This is a genomic window from Myxococcus sp. CA023, assembly GCF_010998615.1.
Lineage (GTDB): Bacteria > Myxococcota > Myxococcia > Myxococcales > Myxococcaceae > Myxococcus.
In genome coordinates this window covers 81,431-102,500 of the sequence record NZ_JAAEAH010000023.1, presented here as the reverse complement: position 1 = coordinate 102,500, position 21,070 = coordinate 81,431, and the positions used below count along the sequence as shown (strand labels likewise).

Annotated in this window: 15 protein-coding genes and 1 pseudogene; 11 read left to right on the top strand and 5 right to left on the bottom strand. The window is 67.5% G+C overall.

From position 1 onward, the window contains the following. The 4 genes and pseudogenes from F8M74_RS12625 to larE all read left to right on the top strand — a co-directional run. Positions 1–372 (top strand): annotated as a pseudogene (locus tag F8M74_RS12625) (ThiF family adenylyltransferase); the annotation flags it as partial. Beyond that, the gene (locus tag F8M74_RS12620; RefSeq protein WP_141256933.1) at positions 369–782 is read left to right on the top strand and encodes a Mov34/MPN/PAD-1 family protein; all 414 of its coding nucleotides are present in this window, start codon (positions 369–371) and stop codon (positions 780–782) included. The pseudogene F8M74_RS12625 and the gene F8M74_RS12620, both read left to right, overlap by 4 nt. A gap of 192 nt (positions 783–974) precedes the next feature. Beyond that, positions 975–1,757, top strand: coding sequence for an adenylyl-sulfate kinase (cysC, locus tag F8M74_RS12615; RefSeq protein ID WP_141256932.1), 783 nt, complete (start codon positions 975–977; stop codon positions 1,755–1,757). A 97-nt stretch (positions 1,758–1,854) separates the two neighbouring features. Then, positions 1,855–2,751, top strand: a complete 897-nt coding sequence (larE, locus tag F8M74_RS12610) for an ATP-dependent sacrificial sulfur transferase LarE (protein WP_141256931.1) — start codon at positions 1,855–1,857, stop codon at positions 2,749–2,751. Positions 2,752–2,792: 41 nt separating this feature from the next. Here the strand turns inward: larE and F8M74_RS12605 are convergent, their stop codons facing one another. From F8M74_RS12605 to F8M74_RS12595, 3 genes are all read right to left on the bottom strand, one after another. Next, positions 2,793–4,379: a hypothetical protein gene (locus F8M74_RS12605; protein ID WP_228559387.1), complete on the bottom strand. Its 1,587-nt coding sequence runs from the start codon at positions 4,377–4,379 to the stop codon at positions 2,793–2,795. Between the two features lie 347 nt (positions 4,380–4,726). Next, on the bottom strand, positions 4,727–5,665 hold the full coding sequence (locus F8M74_RS12600; protein WP_141256929.1) for a hypothetical protein: 939 nt from the start codon (positions 5,663–5,665) through the stop codon (positions 4,727–4,729). A gap of 89 nt (positions 5,666–5,754) precedes the next feature. Continuing rightward, positions 5,755–6,060, bottom strand: coding sequence for a helix-turn-helix domain-containing protein (locus tag F8M74_RS12595; protein ID WP_228559385.1), 306 nt, complete (start codon positions 6,058–6,060; stop codon positions 5,755–5,757). 160 nt (positions 6,061–6,220) lie between these two features. Here F8M74_RS12595 and F8M74_RS12590 point away from each other — a divergent pair, with 160 nt between their 5' ends. Together F8M74_RS12590 and F8M74_RS12585 are read left to right on the top strand one after the other, a co-directional pair. After that, entirely contained in the window at positions 6,221–6,796 is a 576-nt protein-coding gene (locus F8M74_RS12590) for a hypothetical protein (RefSeq protein ID WP_141256928.1), read from the top strand. Positions 6,797–6,855: 59 nt separating this feature from the next. After that, positions 6,856–7,020, top strand: coding sequence for a ribbon-helix-helix domain-containing protein (locus F8M74_RS12585; protein WP_011554065.1), 165 nt, complete (start codon positions 6,856–6,858; stop codon positions 7,018–7,020). 27 nt (positions 7,021–7,047) lie between these two features. Here the strand turns inward: F8M74_RS12585 and F8M74_RS12580 are convergent, their stop codons facing one another. Then, complete coding sequence (locus F8M74_RS12580) at positions 7,048–7,893, bottom strand: tRNA pseudouridine(38-40) synthase TruA (protein WP_141256927.1); 846 nt, start codon at positions 7,891–7,893, stop codon at positions 7,048–7,050. Between the two features lie 44 nt (positions 7,894–7,937). On the opposite strand from F8M74_RS12580, the gene F8M74_RS12575 reads away from it, so the two are divergent. The 3 genes from F8M74_RS12575 (at position 7,938) to clpX (ending at position 11,052) form a co-directional block, all read left to right on the top strand. Next, positions 7,938–8,867 carry an AgmX/PglI C-terminal domain-containing protein gene (locus tag F8M74_RS12575; RefSeq protein ID WP_171410457.1) on the top strand — a complete coding sequence of 310 codons (930 nt, stop codon included), beginning with the start codon at positions 7,938–7,940 and terminating at the stop codon, positions 8,865–8,867. A 27-nt stretch (positions 8,868–8,894) separates the two neighbouring features. Next, a complete protein-coding gene (locus F8M74_RS12570) occupies positions 8,895–9,551 on the top strand; it encodes a hypothetical protein (protein WP_141256925.1) in 657 nt (218 codons plus the stop codon). Positions 9,552–9,774: 223 nt separating this feature from the next. Then, positions 9,775–11,052, top strand: a complete 1,278-nt coding sequence (gene clpX / locus F8M74_RS12565; RefSeq protein ID WP_141256924.1) for an ATP-dependent Clp protease ATP-binding subunit ClpX — start codon at positions 9,775–9,777, stop codon at positions 11,050–11,052. Positions 11,053–11,118: 66 nt separating this feature from the next. On the opposite strand, the gene F8M74_RS12560 is transcribed toward clpX, so the two are convergent. Then, a complete protein-coding gene (locus F8M74_RS12560; RefSeq protein WP_141256923.1) occupies positions 11,119–16,413 on the bottom strand; it encodes an ATP-binding sensor histidine kinase in 5,295 nt (1,764 codons plus the stop codon). 221 nt (positions 16,414–16,634) lie between these two features. On the opposite strand from F8M74_RS12560, the gene crtI reads away from it, so the two are divergent. Next, on the top strand, positions 16,635–18,092 hold the full coding sequence (crtI, locus tag F8M74_RS12555) for a phytoene desaturase family protein (RefSeq protein ID WP_304610492.1): 1,458 nt from the start codon (positions 16,635–16,637) through the stop codon (positions 18,090–18,092). Positions 18,093–18,569: 477 nt separating this feature from the next. Beyond that, positions 18,570–21,056 (top strand): leucine--tRNA ligase, encoded by a 2,487-nt coding sequence (gene leuS, locus F8M74_RS12550; protein WP_141256921.1) that lies wholly within the window; start codon positions 18,570–18,572, stop codon positions 21,054–21,056. The last annotated feature ends 14 nt before the right edge of the window (positions 21,057–21,070 follow it).

Sequence of the window (21,070 nt, the reverse complement as noted above, 5' to 3'; positions counted from 1 at the left end):
GTGGGATGGGAGATGTGTATAGGAGACGTGGGGCAGGGGGGCGGGTTGGTGGCGGAGCTGCCCGCGGCGTGGAGTGGCGAGGCGCCCTGGGTGGCGCTGGGGGGCGATGGCATGCGGGCCGCCGTTGTCTTCCGAAGCGCGGAGGGGTGCTTCTGGTGCTTCGGTGAGACGGTGCGGCACCTGGGCTCGCCCCCGGATGGGGCGCTGGGCGTGGCCGTGGGGACGCTGGGAGCGCTCGTGTTTCAGCGGCTGCGGTTGGGCCTGGGCCCCGCGCTGGGCGGCCGGTGGTTGGTGGCACCTGGAACCGTGGAGGAGATGGAGTTGCGCAGGTGCTCGCGCTGCGCGGGCCGTGAGCCGCCCGCCGAGCCGTGAGTCACTGGCCCGAGCACATCCTCGACGAGGTGGGGCGTCACCTGGAGGCCGCGTATCCGTTCGAGGGCTGTGGGGTGCTCCTCCGCGCGGAGGGGTCGGGCGCCCTGCGGATCCGCCCCCTGCGCAATGCCGCCGACAACCCACGCGTGGCGTACGCCTTCGCGCCCGAGGAGTGGCTGGCCGTCTGCATCGACGCGGATGTGCGGTCAGAGCGAGTGGTGTGCGTGTTCCACTCGCATGTGGATGCACCGGCCACCTTCTCCCGGGAGGACCTGTTGCGGGCGGCTCCGGAGGGGCATCCGTTGCTCTCCGATGTTTCCTATCTCATCGGATCCGTACATCGCGGCTGTGTTCGCTACTTGTCGGAGTATGAGTGGCTTGAGGGAAACTTCGTGTTACGAACGAGCTGAAAGTGCATTGCAGAAACGAAAAAGCCTTGTCTGAGCAGGCACTTGAACGCCCGGAACCCCCACCTGCGGAAAGGTGGGCACGAATTGTCAAGTGGCCGGGTTTTCGTCTATAACCGCGTCCATCTTCTGGATCTGCGGCGTCCCTACGCAGCTTGCAAGAAGTGCTCCGGACGCAGGGAGTAGACGACCCATATGGCCTCCAACACTGGTTTCACCCTCTGGCTGACCGGCATGTCCGGTACCGGGAAGAGCACCACCGCCGCCTACATCGCCGCGCGCTTGCGGCAGGTGGGCCGCAACGTCGAGATCCTCGACGAGGGTGAACTTGGCGAGGCGCTGTGGGCGGGGCTGGGGGATGGCAAGGAGGACCGTATCACCGTCGTGAAGCGGCTGGGCTTCGTGGCGAACCTGCTGACGCGAAACGGCGTGGCGGCGCTGGTACCCTGCGTGAGCCCGTACAAGCCGGGCCGCGAGGAGAACCGCCGGTCGATTGGTCGCTACGTGGAAGTCTACGTCGACTGCCCGACCGAGAAGCTCATCGAGCGCGACAGCACGGGCCGTTACAAGAAGGCGCTCAACGGGGAGATCCCCAACTTCATCGGCATCACCGAGCCGTATGAGCCGCCCAACTCGCCGGAGGTCACCATCCACTCCAACGTGGAGTCGGTGGAGGACGGCGCGGCGAAGATCTTCCAGTCGCTTCTAGACCTCGGCTACATGAGCACCGAGGAGCTGAAGGTCATCACCGGCAAGAAGATGAAGGCCAACCCGCTCCCCGCGAAGGGCGAGAAGGCTGAGAAGGCCGAGAAGGCCGAGAAGGGGAGCGCCAAGGCCCGCCGCGCCGAGGAGTCCAAGCCCGCGGCGAAGGCGCCGAAGGCGGACAAGGGCGCGAAGGCCCGTCCGGCCACGCGCGCGGCCCGGGTGGCGAAGCCGGCGTCGGCGGCGAAGAAGGCCGCGAAGCGGAAGGCTCGCTAGGCGGCTGGGCTTCCCGGCCCGGTGTCATTTCCAAGGGGCTCCAGGTTGCCGCGCGGCGCGCGTGCAATCCGGGGCCCCTCCGTTTTAGGAGAGCCTCATGTTGAGCCCCGAGCGGATCAAGTCCCTGTGTGAGTCGTCGCGCCCCAAGCTGGAGTTGATGCGTGCCGCGCTGCGGGCCCATGGCAGCGCGCTGGTGGCGTTCTCCGGCGGTGTGGATTCGACCTTCGTGCTGAAGGTGGCGGTGGAGGAACTGGGCGACCGGGCGCTCGCGCTCACCGCGCTGTCCGCGTCCGTGGCGCCGGAGGAGGCCGACGAGGCGCGCGAGCTGGCGAAGCGGCTGGGGGCCCGGCACGTGGTGCTGGGCAGCAACGAGCTGGCGAACCCGCAGTACGCGGCCAACCCGACGAACCGCTGCTACTTCTGCAAGACGGAGCTGTACGACATCTGCGAGGCGCAGCGGAAGTCGCTGGGGTTGGCGGTGGTGTTGGACGGCTTCAACGCGGACGACTTCAAGGACCACCGGCCCGGCCACAAGGCGGCGCAGGAGCACCAGGTGGTGTCGCCGCTGGCACAGGCGGGGCTGACGAAGGAGGAGATCCGGGCGTGGAGCCAGTCGCTCGGGCTGCCGACATGGGACAAGCCGCAGATGGCGTGCCTGGCGTCGCGGATTCCGTACGGCACGGCGGTGACGCGGGATCGGCTGCTGCAGGTCGCCGCCGCCGAGTCGGAGCTGCGCAAGCTGGGCTTCCGACAGTTCCGCGTGCGGTACCATCAGGACGTGGCGCGGCTGGAGGTCGCGGCGGAGGAGTACGAACGCTTCCTCGCGGCGGACGTGCGGCAGCAGATCAACACCGCGTTCCTGGCGCTGGGGTTCAAGTTCGTGGCGCTGGACCTGGAGCCGTTCCGCTCGGGCCGCATGAATGATGCGGCGGGCGTCGCGCGGCCGGGGGCCACGGGCAAGGCGGAGGGCTTTTCGCTGCCCGTGGTGAGCTGAGCCGCGTCTCCTTGGCGGTGGTCGTGAGGCTCGGGCGCGGCTCACATCCCGGTGATGAGGTGGATGCCCCGTTCCCGTGCCAGGGTGCTTCGGGCCTCTGTGGAAACCGCGGTTCCGCGCAGGTCGAGTTCCCGCAGGTGTGGCAGCTTGTGCAACGCCGGGAGGCCCGCGTCAGTGACTTTCGTGCGCGTCAGGTAGAGGGTTCGGAGCGAACTGGGGAGGTGGCCGAGCATCTCGTCGCCGGTGCGGACGCCGGCGACGCTCAGCCAGACGAGGTTCGTGAAGCCCTGGAGCGCTTTCTGGCCCTCCGAGTCCAACCTCGTCGCGCCGAGGTCGAGCGTCGTGAGTCGGGCAAGGGTGTGCAGGCTCGTCAGGCCAGAGCCATTGACGAGAGTCCCCGCGACATGGATTGCCTCCAGTTCCGTCCATTCGGCGAACTGGCCCAGCCCCACGTCCGTGAGGAGGGTGCGTTCGGCTTTCAATGAATGGAGGCTGGGAAAGGCCCGCCGGATGGAGGGCACCCATTCGTCGGTGAGCCCGGTCTTGCTCAAGTCCAGGTGTCGGAGGAGTGGGCGGGAACCCAGGTGGTTCAGCGCCTCCGGGCCAATCGGCGTGTGGCTGAGAGCGAGTCGAGTCAGTTGGCTGAGGGGAGCGAGTGCCGTGAGGGAATCGTCCGTCAGCGCGAGCCCTGAGAGCCAGAGTGATTCGAGCGCCACCAAGGTGCTCAATTCTTGAAGTCCCGTGCCCGTAATGGCGGTGCGCGAGAGGTCAAGCTCTCTCAACTCGTTGAGTCCTCGAAGATGGCGCAGCGCTGAGTCGCCTACTCGCGTGTCGTCGAGGTGAAGCGCTTCCAGTCCAGAGAGGCCCGCGAGGTGGCGAAGTCCTGCGCCTCGGATTCGCGCCTTGCTGAGGACCAGCGCACGAAGCACGGGCAGTTTCGCAAGGTGGAGCATCCCCGCGTCCGTCACCCGCGTGTTGCCCAGGTGAAGGGCCTCCAGTTCACGCAGTCCCGCGACGTGCACGAGGCTGGCGTCGGAGACGGCGGTACGCGCAAGGCCCAGCCGCCGAAGGGAGGGCATGGCGCTGAGGCCGCGGAGGCCGGCATCCGTGACTTTCGTTCCGCTGAGGTTGAGCGTGTGCAACGGGGCGCCCGGCAGCACTGCGAGGAGGGTGTCGTCCACCGCGGTATCCGACAGGTCGAGCTCCTCCAGCCCCGGTTGCCTCGCGAGGAATCCAAGCCCCTGGGATGTTACGGCTGTTCCGGCGAGGGTTACTCGGCGCAGGGTGGTGTGCTCTGACAGCGACGCAAGGCCTGCGTCGGAGACCGGCGTTTCGTCCAGCCGTAGCACTGCCAGGTGTTGCATGCGTTTGAGAGGCGCCAGCCCCGCGTTGGTGACCCGGGTGGCATTGAGGTGCAGGGCCTCGAGCTGGGTCGCGTTTTCCAGCGAGGCGAGGTGCGCATTGCCGAAGTCCGTGCCAGACAACTGAAGCGCAACGACACCGGACTCCTGGAGCAGGGCCGCGAGCAGCCCGGGGGCTGGAACGCCGACCTCGGCAAATGACAATTCGCGCACGCGATGCTCGCGCAACACGGCAGCGATTTCGCGAGCCTCCGCTTCGGTACGCACGGGGCGCAAGGGTTCTGCGTACCAGTTGCCCGTGTCAGGTGGGGCGAAGCCTTCGGGCCCTGGTGGCAACTGCCCGAACTCAGCGCTTGTCCCATCCGGTTCGAGGCGGAACACCGTGAGGAGCGGCTTGGGAGCCGTCACTACGACGGGGATCGAGGAAGGAGCGGGAATGACGGGCGTGGGACGGCTGGCGCAGGCCGCCATGATGAGAAACAATCCAGCGAGTCGCAGGGTTCCCGAGTGCATGGAGTCAGAACAGCCCCTCCATGCACTCAGGTCAAGGCGCAAGCACAGGGGCTTGCGCGATGCGGCGGCGCGGATCCCGGAAACGGGCCCGTCGACTCTCGCTACTGGGTCGTGCCGGTGCCAGTCGCGACTCCACGGAGAGTGCCTTCAGAAGTGTCGTATCTTTGAAGAAGGACTTCCGTGGTGAAAGGGAACGGCTGGCTGACAGGAATTTGTTCGGAGTCCAAGACTCCTCGGAACAGGTGTCGCCCAGTCATTTGCAGGTAATACGGGGTGTTGCCTGTGGTGCTCATTCCCATCGTCATGAAGTTGTCGAAGTAGATGAGATTCGATTCGCCTCGGTTCAACTCGAATCTGGCTGTGTCACCGCTTAGATATCTTGCAATATGATCATGCAGCAGCGCGGAGTAAGGGCCCCCGAACTGGACGACGAGCTCATTCGTAGCCACCGAGAGTCCTCGCCAGTAGTTGCGACTCAGGTAGGCGAATTCGAAGCTGATGGTAAATGGCACCTCCTGCCCGACCAATTCGGCGTACTCACTGGGCGGGTCCCGTGGCCAATGATCAGTGAATCGCATGGTGCCTGAAATCCAGCCACCCTCATCGACCGTGATGCCCACGTTCGCGTTGCCGTCCGCGGGGAGCTTGAACAGGAATCGAATTACGCGCATGTCCCGCTCCGCGAGGGAGAACGCCATCGGGTTGGGAGAAATCAGCTGCACTGGCACGATCTCGGATGGCGTGCCCACGCGTTCGACGTGCCAATCACCCTCGAGCTGGATGGAATAGGTTCCGGCCACCAACGGCACCGACAGCGTGTCCGGTGACGTATCCGTGATCGTGAGCGACTCCGTCCCAGTGATGACGAAGGTCGCCCCTACGAGCCGGTACTGGACGCCATTGGGCGCGGTCGACACCAATGGCAGACGCATCACTCCTTCGGTCGCGCGAATCGGTGTGTACGGCCCGGTTGACGAAGATTCCCCACACGCGGCGATCAGCATCGCGAGCGCGCACGCAGCCAGACTCAATTTTTGCATGACTCCCCCTTGGGACGGACACGACCCTACGGAGGCGGAGTAACACTGTCAAACAGGGGAGAGATGGGTGGAGCCTGACTCCAGGCGCCTTACCGCTGGTCGCGTCGGATGACTGCCTGAGTCAGCCCGGTGAGTCTGCGGAACACCGTGGTGAAGTGGCTTTGTAAGCTGAAGCCAACCGCGAGCGCGATGTCTCCCAATGGCAGTGATGAGTTGCTCAACAGATCGCGCCCTCGTTCCACGCGTCGTTGCTGCACCCAGACATGCGGTGTCATGCAGGTTCCCGGTTCCTGAAGCAGTCGAGCCACCCGGGCCGCGTGTCTGTCTTGGATGCCTCTCGCCGCTTTCAAGAACCCCGCGATGATCCGCAGGTGCTCCTCCGGCAGCTCCGCCATGAGCTGGTGGCCATCCGCCTGCAAGGGGCCCCACAAGGTGTCAATCCATTCCCGAGCGTCCGACTCCGTGCGTGCGCCCCCCAGAGAAGCCTCGCCAGGGGAGGGGGCCACGGACTGGCGCATCCCAAGCTCGGACCCTGATAGAAACGTGATCCGCGCCATGGCCCGCGATCACTCCACATTTTCCAGAGCGGGTTCCCGCCTGACACGCCGCGTCCACGCCCTGATCAGCGCCTGCGCCATCCTCCTGCCCGCGGCAGCCGGCGCGGCGGAGTACGTGGACGCGCCGTACACGGAACGACGGGCCTTCTCGCTGATCCTCGGTCCCGGCGCCTCCTACACCGAGTCCATTGATCGCTCAGAGTCCGACGCGAAGCATGGTGGGGACGCGCACCTGGACCTCGGGGGCAGCCGGACCGTGGGCTACGACGGGGACGAGGTCTTCGTGGTGATCCGCGGCAGCCTGCGCGGCCCGGATCTATCGGTGGCCGGCGGCTTCCGGAACTTCTACGGCGATGGGTCCTGGCAGACCTTCTATGATCTGGGCCTGCTGATCAGGCCGTTTTCTGGGCCGTGGCTGGGGCCTCGCGTAGCGTTGGGCGTGCGACACACCTTCTCCGAACGGCTCGCGGTGTTCGGGGGACTCGGGCTTTCGCTCGGGTTCGGCGCGGGCCTGCGCGGAGACGCCGAAGCCTTCACCGGGGTTCAGTGGATCTTCCCGGTCGGATCGAAGTGAATTTCTTGCGATCAGACCGACTTGTGAGAATGTGTGTGCATCTGTAGGAGGTCGCGCACATGGACATGAATCCCCGCCTTACCTCAGTGGTCTTCCGGCTCAACCGCGAGAAGCTCGACGCCCTCAAGGACCTGTCGCGTACCACGCGCATCCGTCAGAGCGAGTACCTCCGCGAGGCCATCTCCGATCTGCTCGCGAAGTACGAAGAGCGGCTCGTCGACTGAAGACGGCCGTCCGGGCCCCACCGCGCGTCACCCGATGTGGAAGGGTGGCTCCAGCGGAAGCCCCGGGGGATGGAGACGCTCCCCGGCGGTGAAGGGGTCCACTTGGGGAGGGTAGCGAACCTCCCAGAGCACGAGGCCGTGAGCGGGCGCCTTGAAGCCCTCCATGGCCTGACCCGTCTCGAGTGCCGCGAGCCACGCCTCTTCCGGCAGCAGCCCCGCGGCCACCTTCAACGCGCTCCCCATCAAATAGCGGATCTGGTAGCGCGCGAAGCCGTCCCCGCGCAGCCGAGCCTCGTAGAGCCCACCGCCCAGCGCGTGCAGGGTGGCGGACTCCAGCGTGCGCGGCTTGCGTGGACTGGACTTCTCATGGAACGCGATGAAGTCCCGCGTCCCTTCCGCTGAACGCAGCAGCGCCGCCAACCGCTCCGGCGTCACCGCCGTGGCCTGGAGCAGCGGCTCCGCGGACACGTCCAGCGCATAGGGCGCCCATTCGGGCATCACGGCCCCGCCCAACTGGAACCGGTAGCGGTACTCCTTGCCGCATGCGCTCCACTGCGCATGAAAGGACGTGGGCCGGCGCACCCCGCACAGGCCCAGGCCCGGTGGCAACCGGGGCGGGAGCCGCTTCTCCAGGGACTCCGCCGAGTCGCCCGCTTCCAGCCGGACGCTCACCACCTGCATCCGGGCGTGGACGCCCCGGTCCGTGCGCCCCGAAGGCATCAGGGTCGCCGGCACCCCCACGGACCGCAGCGCCTCTTCCAGAGCTGACTGGACGGTGGGGCCTTCGGGTTGGCGCTGGAAGCCGCGGAAGATTCCGCCGCGGTACCAGATCCACAGTGCGACGGGAATCCGCTTGGAGGTGGAGGGGAGCACGCCGTTGCTTGGGTGTGGGGAACCACGGGATACTCGCGCGCAAAATGGCGGCTGGACAAGACCTTGCGGCGGACGTGGACGGACTCTGGCTCTTCAAGCACGGGGACCTCGTCCTGGGGCCCGTCAGTGGTGCTCAACTCGTGGAGAAGCTCACCTCGGGTGAGCTGACGCTGGACACCCTGGTGGCGCCCGCCGGAGAGCGGGACTTCCACCGCATGTCCGAGGTGGACGCCTTCCGCGTGCACGTGGCCCGGGCGGAGGCGCGCGCCCGCGTGGACGCCGCGGTCGTCGTGGAGCGGGCGAAGTCCGCGAAGCGCCTGAAGATTCTCGGCGGCGCCGCGGCGGCGGGCGTGGTGGTGCTGGGCATCGTCGGCATCCAGGTAGCGCGCAACGCCGCCGTCCACGGCTGGTTCGGCGGCGGCGAGGTCCAGACGGACGACTTCGAGATGGGCGAAATCACCATCCGCGTGGCCCAGGCCCGGGTGGATGACGAGGAGCTCTTCGAGTACCCCGGACATGGCGCGCGCCGTCCGGGCTCGGGCGAGCCGGGTGTGAAGCCCGCCACCAGCAGCAGCGGTCCGGGCAAGGTGGCCATGGCCTCCACCACCCGGGCGCCGGCGGACCGGAAGCCCCGCCCCGGGGGTAGCGTGACCACCGACCCGGAGGGCATGGAGATGACGCAGCAGTTCGACCAGTCCGCCATCAACCGGGTGGTGGCCAGCAACAAGTCCACGCTCTTCCGTTGCTTCAAGGAAGAGGCGGAGCGCACCCCGGGCATCTACGCCAAGGTCCCCATGGAGTTCGTCATCGGGAACGATGGCCGGGTCAGCAAGCTGTGGGTGGACAACCATCAGTTCAAGAAGGGTCCACTCTACGAGTGCCTGCTGTCGGAGATGCAGAAGTGGCCGTTCCGCGCCTACGAAGGCGAGCAGGCGACGGTGGGCCTGTCGTTCACCATCGGCAAGCGGGGGTAGGGTCACTTTCTTGCCGGCACCCCGGGCATGCCCGATACCGTGGGCATGTCCGCCGCATCTGTTGCTGAGACCGAAATTGCGAAGAAGGCGCTGAGCGTCCCGCCGGGAACCTTCCGTCACACCGTGCTGACGGCCGCCAAGCGCTTCAAGTCCACCTGGGCCGAGCTGGGGAAGCTCCTGGTCCAGGTCCGGGACGAGGCCAAGTTCGAGGAGTGGGGCTACCCCTCCTTCGAGACCTATTGCCTCAAGGAACTGCACATCAAGAAGCAGACCGCCTTGAAGCTCACCCGCTCGTTCAGCTTCCTGACCAAGCACGAGCCCGAGGAGGAGCTCACCGCACAGGAGTTCCCCCAGCGCGCGCCCGCGTTCGAGGTCATTGAAGTCCTCGCGGATGCGGAGGAGCGGGGCCAGCTGTCGCCCACTGAATACAAGTCCCTGCGCGACAGCATCTGGAGCCCGGAGAAGAACCCGGCCGAGCTGAAGAAGGAGTTCGCCGAGCGCTTCCCCCGCCCCCCGCCGGAGCCGCCTCCGGAGAGCGCCCAGGTGCGGAAGCTGGCGCAGCTGGCCCGCAAGCTCGCGAGCGAGCTGTCGGGGAGCCGTCGGATTCCGAATGCCGTCGCCGAGCGGGCAGCCGCCCTGGCGGAGGATCTGGAGGACATCGCCTCGGGCGTGACGGACGCCTGAGCCGCTGTTACTGAACGCTGACCCGTGGCCGGGGCTGTACGCTCGGCAACGGGCCTGTACCGCCGGGCTTCCTGCCCGAAGGGGAGGGCCCTATAGTGGTTCAGGGCCGCGTGGAAGGTGGGCCTGACGGCTGTTCGAGACGTGGGCAGGCCGTGCGGGTTGGGGAGCGGTGGACGGCGAAGGAGGCTCCGGGTGTCCGGAGCCGGCGAACTCGGAGGCGGCAGTGAAGAAGGAGCACCACGTCAACCTGTCTTGTTCGTTCTGCGGCAAGTCGCAGCGCGAGGTCCGCAAGCTCATCGCGGGCCCGACGGTCTACATCTGCGACGAATGCATCAAGCTGTGTAACGACATCATCGCGGACGAGAACGAGCGCGAGGAGGGCAAGCCCCAGGTCAGCTTGCCTACGCCGGCGGAGATCAAGGCGTTCCTCGACGACTACGTCATCGGACAGGACCAGGCGAAGAAGGTCCTCGCGGTGGCGGTGTACAACCACTACAAGCGCATCTATCAAAAGAAGCCGAACTCCCGGCCGCGTCCGGGCGTGAAGGGCCCCACCGGCGAGGAGGTGGAGCTGAGCAAGAGCAACATCCTGCTCATCGGCCCCACGGGAAGTGGCAAGACGCTGCTGGCCCAGTCGCTGGCGCGCTTCCTCAACGTGCCCTTCACCATCGCCGACGCCACCAGCCTCACCGAGGCCGGCTACGTGGGCGAGGACGTGGAGAACATCATCCAGAACCTCCTCCACAACGCCGACTACGACGTGGAGAAGGCCTCGCGCGGCATCGTCTACATCGACGAGATCGACAAGATCGCCCGCAAGGGTGACATGCCCAGTGCCACCCGCGACGTGGGCGGCGAGGGTGTGCAGCAGGCCCTGCTGAAGATCATCGAAGGCACCCGGGCCAACGTCACGCCGCGCGGCGGGAAGAAGTACAACCAGCAGGAGTACGTCCAGGTCGACACGACGAACATCCTGTTCATCTGCGGCGGCGCCTTCCACGGCATCGACGGCGTCATCAAGCGCCGCGTGGGCGAGAAGGGCCTCGGCTTCGGCGCGAAGATCACCCACCGCGAGGAACGCAGCGTGGGCGAACTGCTGGCGCTGACCGAGCCGGAAGACCTCATGCGCTTCGGCATGATTCCGGAGTTCATCGGCCGGCTGCCGATGATCGCGACGCTCAACGACCTGAAGGAAGAGGACCTGGTCATCATCCTCTCCCAGCCGAAGAACGCGCTGGTGAAGCAGTACCAGAAGCTCTTCGAGTTTGAGAAGGTGAAGCTGACCTTCACCAAGGAGGCGCTGCGCGCCATCGCCCGCGAGGCGATGCGCCGTCACTCCGGAGCGCGCGGTCTTCGCGCCATCCTGGAGGATGCCATGCTGGAGATCATGTACGACGTGCCGTTCCGCGAGGGCGTCAAGGAGTGCAAGATCACCGAGCAGGTCATCACCAAGCACGAGGCGCCCCAGCTCGTCATGGAGAAGGAGAAGAAGACGGCCTAGCGGCGTCTCCTTTCTCCTGGTGTCCCGAGGCCCTGCTTCCCACCTGGGAGGCGGGGCCTTCGCTTTTCAGGGCGCGGGCAGGGTGATGATGAACTCGGCCCCGGCGCCGGGCGTGCTCTCCACGCGGATGTCGCCCTGGTGCTCCTGGACGATGTCGTTGCACAGCGACAGCCCCAGCCCCGTGCCTACGCCTGCGGGCTTGGTGGTGAAGAAGGGGTGGAAGAGCTTCTCGTGGAGCTCCTCGGGGATGCCCGGCCCGTTGTCGCGGATGCGCAGCTCCACCTTGGTTCCGACGCGGTGGGTGCTCAGGTGCACCCGCGGCGTGAAGCCCGCGCCGGACTGCGGTTGATGTTGCGCCGCGGCGTAGAACGCGTTGTCGAGGATGTTGGTGAGCATCCGGCTGATGTCGCTGGCCACCAGCTCCACGATGCCCACGGTGGGGTCCAGCGTGGTCTCCATCTTCACGCTGGTTCCGCCGGGACGGCTGCGCAGGCCCTGCACCGCCAGGTTCACACTGTCGCGCACCAGCAGGTTGAGGTCCGACTTGGAGCGGGTGCCCTCCGACTTGCGCGAGTGCCGGAGCATCGTCTTGATGATGTCCGAGGCGCGCTTGCCGTGGCCGTGGATGCGCTGGGCGTTCTGCTTCAAGTCCTGGAGCGTCTCCAGCACGTCCTCGCGGGCCTCGCTGTCGAGCCGGTCCGCCATGCCCTTCAGCGTCTCCTCCAACTCGCCGGCCAGCCGTGAGGACAGGCTCGAGAAGTTGTTCACGAAGTTGAGCGGATTCTGGAGCTCATGGGCGATGCCCGCGGTGAGCGCGCCCAGGGACGCGAGCTTCTCCTGCGCCACGAGCTGGCGCTGCATCTCCTGGAGCCGGGTGAGCGTGTCCGCCAGTTCGGCGTTCTTGTGCTGGATTTCGGCGGTGCGCTCCTCCACGCGGCGCTCGAGCGTCCGGCTGTACTCCTCCAGGCTGGCGTAGAGGTCGGCGTTCTCCAGGGAGATGGCCGCCTGGAACGACAGCAGGCGCAGCACCTCCAGCCGCTCCGGGGTGAAGGCGCCTCGTGTGGCGTCGTTCTCCAGGTAGAGCACGCCCGTGAGCGAGCCCTGCTTCAAGAGCGGGCTGCACAGCAGGGACTTGGGCTGGGCGCTGCGGACGTAGGGGTCTTCGGAGAACGGCTCTTCCGCCGAGGCGTCGTGGAGGAGCACCGTCTCTCCGGTGCGCACCACGTAGTGGATGATGGAGGTCGGCAGCGACGCGGAGGACTCCATGGGGATGGGCGCCTCGAGCACCACGCCATCGCCGTCCACGGAGCCTTCCGCCGCGATGACCAGGCCCTCGGTCCGTTTCAGCAGCAGCAGGCCCCGGCGCGCGCCCGCGTTCTCGATGACCAGCGTCATCAGCTTGCGCAGCAGCTTGCCCAGGACGATTTCGCCGGACAGCGCGCGCGCCGTCTTGATGACGGACGCCAGGTCCAGCGCGGCCAGTGACGCTTCGGTGGGGGCATCCGTGCGCGTGGGCGTGGGGGCGGACGGCAAGAGCCGGGGGTGCTCCCGCTCCAGTCGAGCCGCGACAGCACGGGCCCCCCAGCGCAGGTAGGCGGCACGGGCGTCCTCCAGGTAGGTGCGGGCCACGCGCTCGCGGGCTTGCGTCAGGTGGAACCGTGCCGCGGCCTCGCAGGCCACGCCCTCGTCGAGCGACAGGCCGTACTGGCGCGCCAGCCGGATGGCCCGGTCATAGGCATCCGCGGCCGAGTCCCCCTGGCCGTCCAGGCGGGCCCGCTCCGCGTCCAGCAACTCCGCGCGGGCGCCGTAGTTCATGGGGGCGATGCGGGCCCATCCGCGCATGGACTTGCGGATGGCGTCAATGGCCCGTGACGAGCGAATCCGGTCCAGCGGCCCCAACGTCGGGTGGACAGCCATGAGCGCCAGGCCTTGGAAGAACTTGTACCAGGGCAGGTAGATCTGCCCGGCGATGAGCTCCACCTGGGCGTCCACCGCCGCAGCGCTCTCCAGCGCTCCGCGCGCATCGCCCCACAGCCAGCGGCGCAGGGTGCGTAGCACGTCGCAGGTGGCGATGCCATTGCCGTAGTCGAGCTGCCGGTACGGCGCGACCAGCTCTTCCTCGCGGGCCTCCACGTTGCCGGTGAAGGCACCCGTGAGGGAGTCGAGCGTGTGCCGCATGTACTCGGTGAAGAGCACGTTCTTGTGGCGGTGGGTGGCCAGGATGTTCCGGTACCGGTCCATGCGCGGCCCACCGTCGGCCAGACCGTCCCGGGCGATGAGGGCGGTGGCGCAGCCCGCGCTGGACGCATAGCCGAAGTATTCGATGTCGCCCGTCTCCTGGCCCTTCTGCGCGGCGGCCAGGAAGTCGCCGACGCAGGCGGACAGCGGCTCCTTCCAGTGCCGGATGAAGAGGTTGAAGACGAAGGTCACCATGGCCCGCAGGCTCTCCGCCTGGAAGCGGTCCAGCGTCTTCAGCGCCAGCCGGCCGTAGCGGAAGCCTTCCTCGGGGTTGCCCAGGTGCACGCTCAGCATCAGCCCGTAGCCCACGTAGCCGAACGCGGCCACGCCCGTGGCGCCGTGGCGGATGGTGAGCTGGAGCACGCGGAGCACCACCAGCGGAAAGAGCAGCGGGCGGGCCATGAAGGCCAGCGAGGACAGCTTCACCAGCAGCCGCAGCGTGGCGAGCAGGAGCGGGTCGGTGCACTCGGGGAGGGTCGCCAGGTCCTCGGGCTTGCGCAGGCCCAGGCGCATCTTCGTCTTCGCCACCGCGGCCAGCACGTGGGGTTGCTTCGGATTCGCGGGCAGGGGCTGGCCCAGCTTGCGCAACACCTCCAGGCCCAGGTCCACGCCGCGTGAGTGCTCGCCCCGGTGCGCGAGGCATTGGAGCCGGACCTCCTGCACCCGGACCTCCTCCGCGCCGTCCACCGCATGGGCCAGCGCCGCCGCCGCCAGCCGCTCCATCAGGTCGAAGTCCGCGGCGAGGTACGCCGCTTCGGCCGCGTCGACGTGAAGGTCGAAGGTGAGCCGCCGGTCCTTCCGCCAGCCTTCGTCGCCGAGAAGGGACAGGCCCGTGTTCAGCAGGCGCAGTGCCGCGGACCAGGCGCCTCGGGACTTGGCGCTGCGGCCGGCGCGCAGGTCCAGCTCCGCCACGCGGTGGCGCTCCTGCTCGTCGTGGAGCACGGGCAACGCCAGGTGGAAGTGGCTGACGAGCTCCGGGAGTCCTTCGTCAAGCCGCTCCGGGGGCGTGTGCCGAAGCAGCAGCCGGCCGATGCGGGCATGGATCTCCGGATGCATGTCCTCCGGGATCAGCTCCAGCGCGGCTTGCTGCACGCGGTCATGGGTGAATTGATACGTGCCCCCGCTGTCGAGGTCGGCGTCGTCGATGGGCGCCACCAGGCCCGCCTGGAGCACTTCTCGGAGACCTTTCTCGGCCTGCTCGTCCGTGCGCTCCAGGACGATGGCCAGGCTGCGCAGGTCGAACGTATGGCCCAGCGCCGCGGCGATGGGCAGCATTGCCTGCGCCGCGGAGCTCAGCTCGCGGATGCGGGAGGTGAGCAGCGCCACCACGCCGTCACTGAAGTCCTGTCCACGCAGCGCGCTGGCATCCCACCGGAAGCCACCGCCGTCCGCGTCGAAGCGCACCAGCCCCCGCTCGTAGAAGGTGCGTAGCAACTGCACCGCGTGGAACGGGTTGCCTTCGGTCAGCGACAGCACCAGGTCGTCGAGCTGCGCGTCGGGTTGGCCCTCCGCGGGAGGGAACACGTCCGCGACCAGCTTTGTCATGTCCTCGGGCGACAGCGGTGCCAGGTCGATGCGGTGGACCGGCGTGCCGTGCTCCTGCAACGCGCGAGCAAGGGACTCCACGGGATGGTCGGGGCCCAGCTCTTCCGAACGGCAACCCGCGACCACGAGCAGGTGCTCGATGTCCCGGTCCGTCAAGAGCAGTCGCAGCAGTTGGAGGCTGGTGCTGTCCGCCCAGTGGAGGTCGTCCAGGACGAGCACCAGGGGATTGTCCCGCGTGGCGAGCGCGGCCACCAGCTTGCGAAGGACCAGTTGGAATCGCAGCTCCGACTCCGCGGGCCCCAGCTCCGGGACGGGGGGCTGGTCGCCAAGCACCAGCGCCATGCGAGGCACCGCGTCCACCACCAGCCGGCCCATGCCGCCCACGGCTTCGAGGAGCTGCTGACGCCAGGTCTCCAGCTCCTGCTCCTGCCCTCCCAGGAGCGCGCGAGCCACCTCGCGGAAGGCCTCGAAGATGCCGCCGTAGGGTGTGTCGCGAAGAAGCTGGTCGTACTTTCCTCGGGCGAAGTGGCCCTGGCGCTCCGCGACGGGCCGCTTGAGCATCCCGGTGAGGGCCGATTTGCCCATGCCCGCCGCACCAGAGACGAGCACGAAGGCGGAGCGGCCTGATGCGGCGCGCTCGAAGGCGTCGCGCAAGGTCGCTTGCTGGGGCTCGCGGCCGTAGAGCTTCTCGGGGATGGCGAAGCGCTCGGGGACGTCCTTGGCGCCCAGCATGAAGGCGGCGACGGGGCCGGGGCCCTCCAGGGCACTCAGGCAGCGCTGGAGGTCCGCCACGAGCCCGTAGGCGCTCTGGTAGCGGTCCTCGGGGGACTTGGCGAGCAGCTTGAGCGCGATGTCGGACAGGGGCTGGGGCAGCTCGGGTTCGACACTGACGGGCGGAGGCGGGGGCAGGGCGACGTGTGCGTGGATGAGGCCCAGCGCATCCGTGTCCGCGAAGGGGCGGCGCCCGGTGAGCAGTTCGTAGAGCACCACGCCCATGGAATAGAAATCAGCCCGCGAATCCACGCTGCGGTGGGTGCGCCCGGTGCCCTCGGGGGCGAGGTATTCGAGGCTGCCCTCCAACCGCTCGGGGGCGAGCGGAGCGACCTCGGCACGGGGTCTGCGCGTGGCGAGGGTGAAGCCGGTGAGCTTCACGGACTCACCATCCGTGCCCACGAGGATGCTGCTGGGGTTCAGGTCCCGGTGGAGGATGCCCTGCTCGTGGATGGCACCCAGGGCGCGCGCCAACGACAGCGCGATTCGGCATGCGGCGCGCGGCTCCACGCGCCCGTGTGACAGGCGTTGGGTCAGCGTCGCGTCACCGAAGCCCTCCAGGACGAGCACGGGGGCGCCGTCGCGCGACTCGGCCCAGGCCAGGGGCTGTAGGACGCCGTCGAGGTTCAGGGCGTGCGTCAGCTCCCACTCGTGGCGGAGCCGCGTGGTGGCGGAGGGGCGCCGCGCCGCGTCGGGGACCTTGAGAATGACCGAGGCGCCGTCTTCCTCGCGTGTGGCGCGCAAGAGCTGGAAGGCGCCTGCGGTGATGAACTCTCTGCCGATGCGGTAGCCGGGTACATCCATCATTGCTTCCACCCGTGCGCGCAGGAGCGCACTCCGCGTTGAGGCGGGGAGGGTAGCCCTGGCACTCGGGGGCTCGCAACAGAGCGCGGGTGAAGTCAGCACGGATGCGTGGCAGCAGGCCGGAGTGGAGCGGGCCTCTCGGGTGTGCGATGGATCGAGTCACCGTGCTGAGATCCTCTGGGATGGCTGGCCTGGCTGCACGAAGCGGCGGACGACGCGCACTCGTGATTGGCAGTGGTTTCGGTGGATTGGCCGCGGCCATCCGGCTGGCGGCGCGCGGGTGGCGCGTCACGGTGCTGGAGCGGAGGGACGGTCCGGGTGGGCGGGCGAACGCCTTCCTCCAGGATGGCTTCACGTTCGACGCGGGCCCCACGGTGATTACGTGTCCGCACCTGCTGGAAGAGCTGTGGGCGCTGGCGGGGCAACGCATGGCGGACCACGTGGAGCTGCGGCCCGTGGTGCCGCTGTACCGGATGCGGTTCCCGGATGGCTCCACGTTCGACTATCACTCGGACCGCGAGGCGATGCGTGAGTCCGTACGGCGCCTGTCTCCCCGGGATGAGGCGGGGTTCCTGGCGCTGTGCGCCCGCGTGGAGCGCATGTACGAGGCGGGCATTGGTACGCTGATGAGCACGCCGGTTCCGGACGTGCTGAGCTTGGCGCCGTTCACCCCCGCGCTGGTGCGAGACGAGGCATTTCGCTCCATGTTCGGCCTGGTGTCGAAGCACATCCGCGACGCGCGACTCCAGCAGGCATTGAGCTTCCATCCGCTGCTGATTGGCGGCAGCCCCTTCGCGACCGCGAGCGCGGTGTACACGTCGATCCAATTCGTGGAGCGGCGTTGGGGGGCGTTCTTCCCGGTGGGCGGCACCGGCGCGCTGGTTCGTGGCCTGGTGGAACTGCTGGAGGCACTGGGTGGCGAGGTCCGCTACGGCAGTGAGGTGACGGAGATTTCGTTGGAAGGGCGGAAGGCGACGGGTGTGAGGCTCGGGGACGGCACGGGACTGGCGGCGGACGTGGTCGTGTCGAACGCGGACGCGGCGTGGACGTACCGGTATCTGTTGCCGGGGCATGTCCGGAAGCACTGGACGGACGAGCGCATCAGCCGGGCGCGGTACTCGATGAGCGCGTTCCTCTGGTACTTCGGGACACGGCGTCAGTACCCGGAGGTCGCCCACCACACGCTGCTGTTCGGCAAGGACTTCCGGGGGATGTTTTCGGGGCTGGAGGGGCCTGGACATCCGTCGGCCGACCCGTTGCTGTATTTGCACAGGCCCACGGCGACGGACGCGGCGCTAGCTCCGGCTGGGCACGATGCCTTCTATGTGCTGGCGCCGGTGCCACATTTGGGGACGGGCTCGGAGTGGAAGCACAGGGCCGAGGCCTTTCGACGCGAGTTGGAGGAGCGCCTTTCACGGACCGTGTTGCCGGGGCTGGGGGGAGAGTTGGTGACTTCGCGGATGGCTACACCCGAGTACTTCCGTGACGAACTGCGGTCATTCAAGGGGGCCGCGTTCAGCTTCGCGCCGACGCTGCTGCAGACGACGTTCCTCAGGGCGCAGGCCCGGAGTGAGGACGTGGATCGCCTCTACATGGTCGGAGCGGGCACGCACCCCGGCGCTGGGCTTCCCGCCGTGTTGTGCTCCGCCAAGATCGTGGACACCGTGATTCCATTGGCTTAGCGAATTTCTCTCGGAGCACTGGACCTGATGACGCATTGAGACGCGGCAGGAAGGTCTTGGCGGGCTTTGTCTTGTGATAGGATTTCCGCGCAGTCCTGCTGAGAGGATTTGTCATGCGCAAGGGAATCCAGAAGTGGGTCTTTGTCGTGGGCATCATGTTTGGAAGCGTCATGGGCACGGTCCGTCCGCCGGAGGCCCAAGCCAGCGGGGATTGGTGTCAAAACCAGTGCGCCGATGAGAGCTGTACATGTTTCTATCAGTGTGTCCAGGTGGGCCCTCACTGCATCTGTGAGGAGTTCCCTGTCTGCTACTGATGCGCGTGGTTCGCTGCTCCGCGCGAGCTGCACCGGTGAATGACAGGGCAGGCATGAGCGGGTCTGGGGACCTTCAGCACTGGCTCGCTCGCGGAGCGGACCACCCGAAGAGCCGCTCTGCCGTCTGCTGACTGGGCATGCCCATTGTGGTAACTGGCGCGCCATGTCCACAGAACGGCCGAAGTACGACCCGGCGAACATCGAACCCTTCTGGCAGACCCGTTGGGAAGAGCAGCGCCTCTTCGAGGCGCGCAGGCACCCCGGCAAACCGAAGGCATACATCCTCGACATGTTCCCTTACCCCTCGGGGGCCGGGCTGCACGTCGGGCACCCGGAGGGCTACACGGCCACGGACATCGTCTCGCGGTACTTGCGGATGCGGGGATATGATGTCCTTCATCCCATGGGATGGGACGCGTTCGGCCTGCCCGCGGAGCAGCACGCGCTCGAAACGGGAACCCACCCGGCCGATACCACCGCGAAGAACGTCGCGACGTTCAAGCGGCAGCTCAAGTCTCTCGGGTTCTCGTACGACTGGTCTCGCGAGCTCTCCACGACAGACACGGAGTACGTGCGCTGGACCCAGTGGCTCTTCCTCAAGCTCTTCGAGCGTGGGCTTGCCTATCAGGCCGAGCTCCCGGTGAACTGGTGCGCGGCGCTCGGCACGGTGCTCGCCAACGAGGAGGTCATTGACGGGAAGAGCGAGCGGGGCAGTCACCCGGTTGTGCGGCTGCCGCTGCGGCAGTGGACGCTTCGCATCACGGCGTACGCCGATCGGCTCGCCCAGGACCTCTCGGGGCTGGATTGGCCCGAGACGCGGGAGAAGCAGCTCCACTGGATCGGGCGCAGCGAGGGCGCTGAGGTCGATTTCGTCATCGAGGGCAGCGCGGACCGCCTCCGCATCTTCACCACCCGTCCGGACACGCTCTTCGGCGCGACGTACATGGTCGTCGCACCCGAGCACCCGCTGCTGGAGCGGTTCGCCACGGCGGAGCGGCGCGCCGAGATCCTGGCCTACCGCGAGGCGTCCGCGAGCCGGAGCGAGTTGGACCGCACCGCGCTCTCGAAAGCCAAGACCGGCGTGTTCACCGGCTCCTACGCGCTGCACCCGCTCACGGGAGCGCGCCTCCCCATCTGGGTCGCGGACTTCGTGCTCGGCTCTTATGGGACGGGCGCCATCATGGGCGTGCCCGGCCATGACGCGCGTGACTTCGAGTTCGCGCGTGCCCTCGGCTTGCCCGTCGTCGAGGTGGTTTCGGCCGACGGCGCCCTGAACGAGACCGGCACGTGGACGGAGGCATTCGTGGGGGACGGCGTCGCGGTGCGCTCGCGCTTCCTCGATGGGCTGCGGACGCCCGAGGCCAAGGCGGCCATGCTCGCCCACCTCGAGCGCGAGGGACTGGGCGCACGGCGCGTCCAGTACCGCTTGCGGGATTGGGTGTTCTCGCGCCAGCGCTATTGGGGGGAGCCGATCCCCATCTATTTCCCGGTCGAGCTCGCGGAGGGCTCATCGGATCCGCGTATTCATCCCCACACCATTCGCTACGACCAGCCTCTGCCCGTGTCCGAGGACGAGCTGCCGGTGCGGCTCCCCGAGCTCGAGGACTTCAAGCCCAGCGAGGACCCGGCGGGCCCGCTGGCCCGCGCCTTGGATTGGCGTTTCTTCCAGCGCGACGGAAAGTGGTATGCGCGAGAGACCAACACCATGCCTCAATGGGCGGGCTCGTGCTGGTACTACCTGCGCTTCATTGACCCGAAGAACACCCAGGCCATCTTCTCGCAGGAGGCGTACGACGCCTGGATGCCGGTGGACCTGTATGTCGGCGGTTCGGAGCACGCGGTGCTGCACCTGCTCTACGCCCGGTTCTGGCACAAGGTGCTGTTCGATTGCGGCCTCGTCACGCACGCCGAGCCGTTCAAGAAGCTCGTCCACCAGGGAATGATCCTCGGTGAGAACAACGAGAAGATGTCCAAGTCGCGCGGCAACGTGGTGAACCCGGACGACATTGTCCGGCAGTTCGGTGCGGACGCCCTGCGCATGTACGAGATGTTCATGGGGCCGCTGGAGGCGGTGAAGCCGTGGCAGACCAACGGCGTCATCGGCGTGCGGCGTTTTCTTGACCGCGTGTGGAACATGCTCGCGTTCGTGACGGAAGACGCGGGCGGTTCGCCGGCGGAGCTGACCGAGGACGCGCGGCGGCTGCTGCACAAGACGGTGAAGAAGGTGGGGGAGGACATCGAAGCGCTGCGCTTCAACACGGCCGTGAGCGCGATGATGATTCTCGCCAACGCGCTGGCCGAGTTCCCGCGTGTGCCGCTCGAGGCGGCCAAAGTCTTTGCGCGGATTCTCTCCCCATTCGCGCCTCACCTCTCGGAGGAGCTCTGGCACCGCTGGGGCGCAAGTGAGTCCATTTCCCTCCAGCCGTGGCCTGAATACGACCCCGCGTTGACCGTGGACGAGCTGGTCGAAATGGCCATCCAGGTCAACGGCAAGGTCCGAGGGAAGCTGCGCCTGAAGCGAGACGCCACGGAGGCGGAGGCGCGTGAGGCCGTCCACCGAGAGCCGGAGCTCATCCCGCATCTCGCTGGAAAGACCGAGCGCCGATTCGTCTACGTGCCAGGGCGAATCATCAACATCGTCGTTGGCTGAGGCCCTGCGGCGAA

Excerpts from the sequence above, each read along its gene's own strand:
- leuS (WP_141256921.1), top strand. The coding sequence starts at position 18,570 with ATGTCCACAGAACGGCCGAAGTACGACCCGGCGAACATCGAACCCTTC.
- F8M74_RS12595 (WP_228559385.1), bottom strand. The coding sequence starts at position 6,060 with ATGGCGGAGCTGCCGGAGGAGCACCTGCGGATCATCGCGGGGTTCTTG.
- F8M74_RS12560 (WP_141256923.1), bottom strand. The coding sequence starts at position 16,413 with ATGATGGATGTACCCGGCTACCGCATCGGCAGAGAGTTCATCACCGCA.
- F8M74_RS12600 (WP_141256929.1), bottom strand. The coding sequence starts at position 5,665 with ATGCAAAAATTGAGTCTGGCTGCGTGCGCGCTCGCGATGCTGATCGCC.
- F8M74_RS12590 (WP_141256928.1), top strand. The coding sequence starts at position 6,221 with ATGGCCCGCGATCACTCCACATTTTCCAGAGCGGGTTCCCGCCTGACA.
- cysC (WP_141256932.1), top strand. The coding sequence starts at position 975 with ATGGCCTCCAACACTGGTTTCACCCTCTGGCTGACCGGCATGTCCGGT.
- F8M74_RS12575 (WP_171410457.1), top strand. The coding sequence starts at position 7,938 with ATGGCGGCTGGACAAGACCTTGCGGCGGACGTGGACGGACTCTGGCTC.
- F8M74_RS12585 (WP_011554065.1), top strand. The coding sequence starts at position 6,856 with ATGGACATGAATCCCCGCCTTACCTCAGTGGTCTTCCGGCTCAACCGC.
- F8M74_RS12570 (WP_141256925.1), top strand. The coding sequence starts at position 8,895 with ATGCCCGATACCGTGGGCATGTCCGCCGCATCTGTTGCTGAGACCGAA.
- larE (WP_141256931.1), top strand. The coding sequence starts at position 1,855 with ATGTTGAGCCCCGAGCGGATCAAGTCCCTGTGTGAGTCGTCGCGCCCC.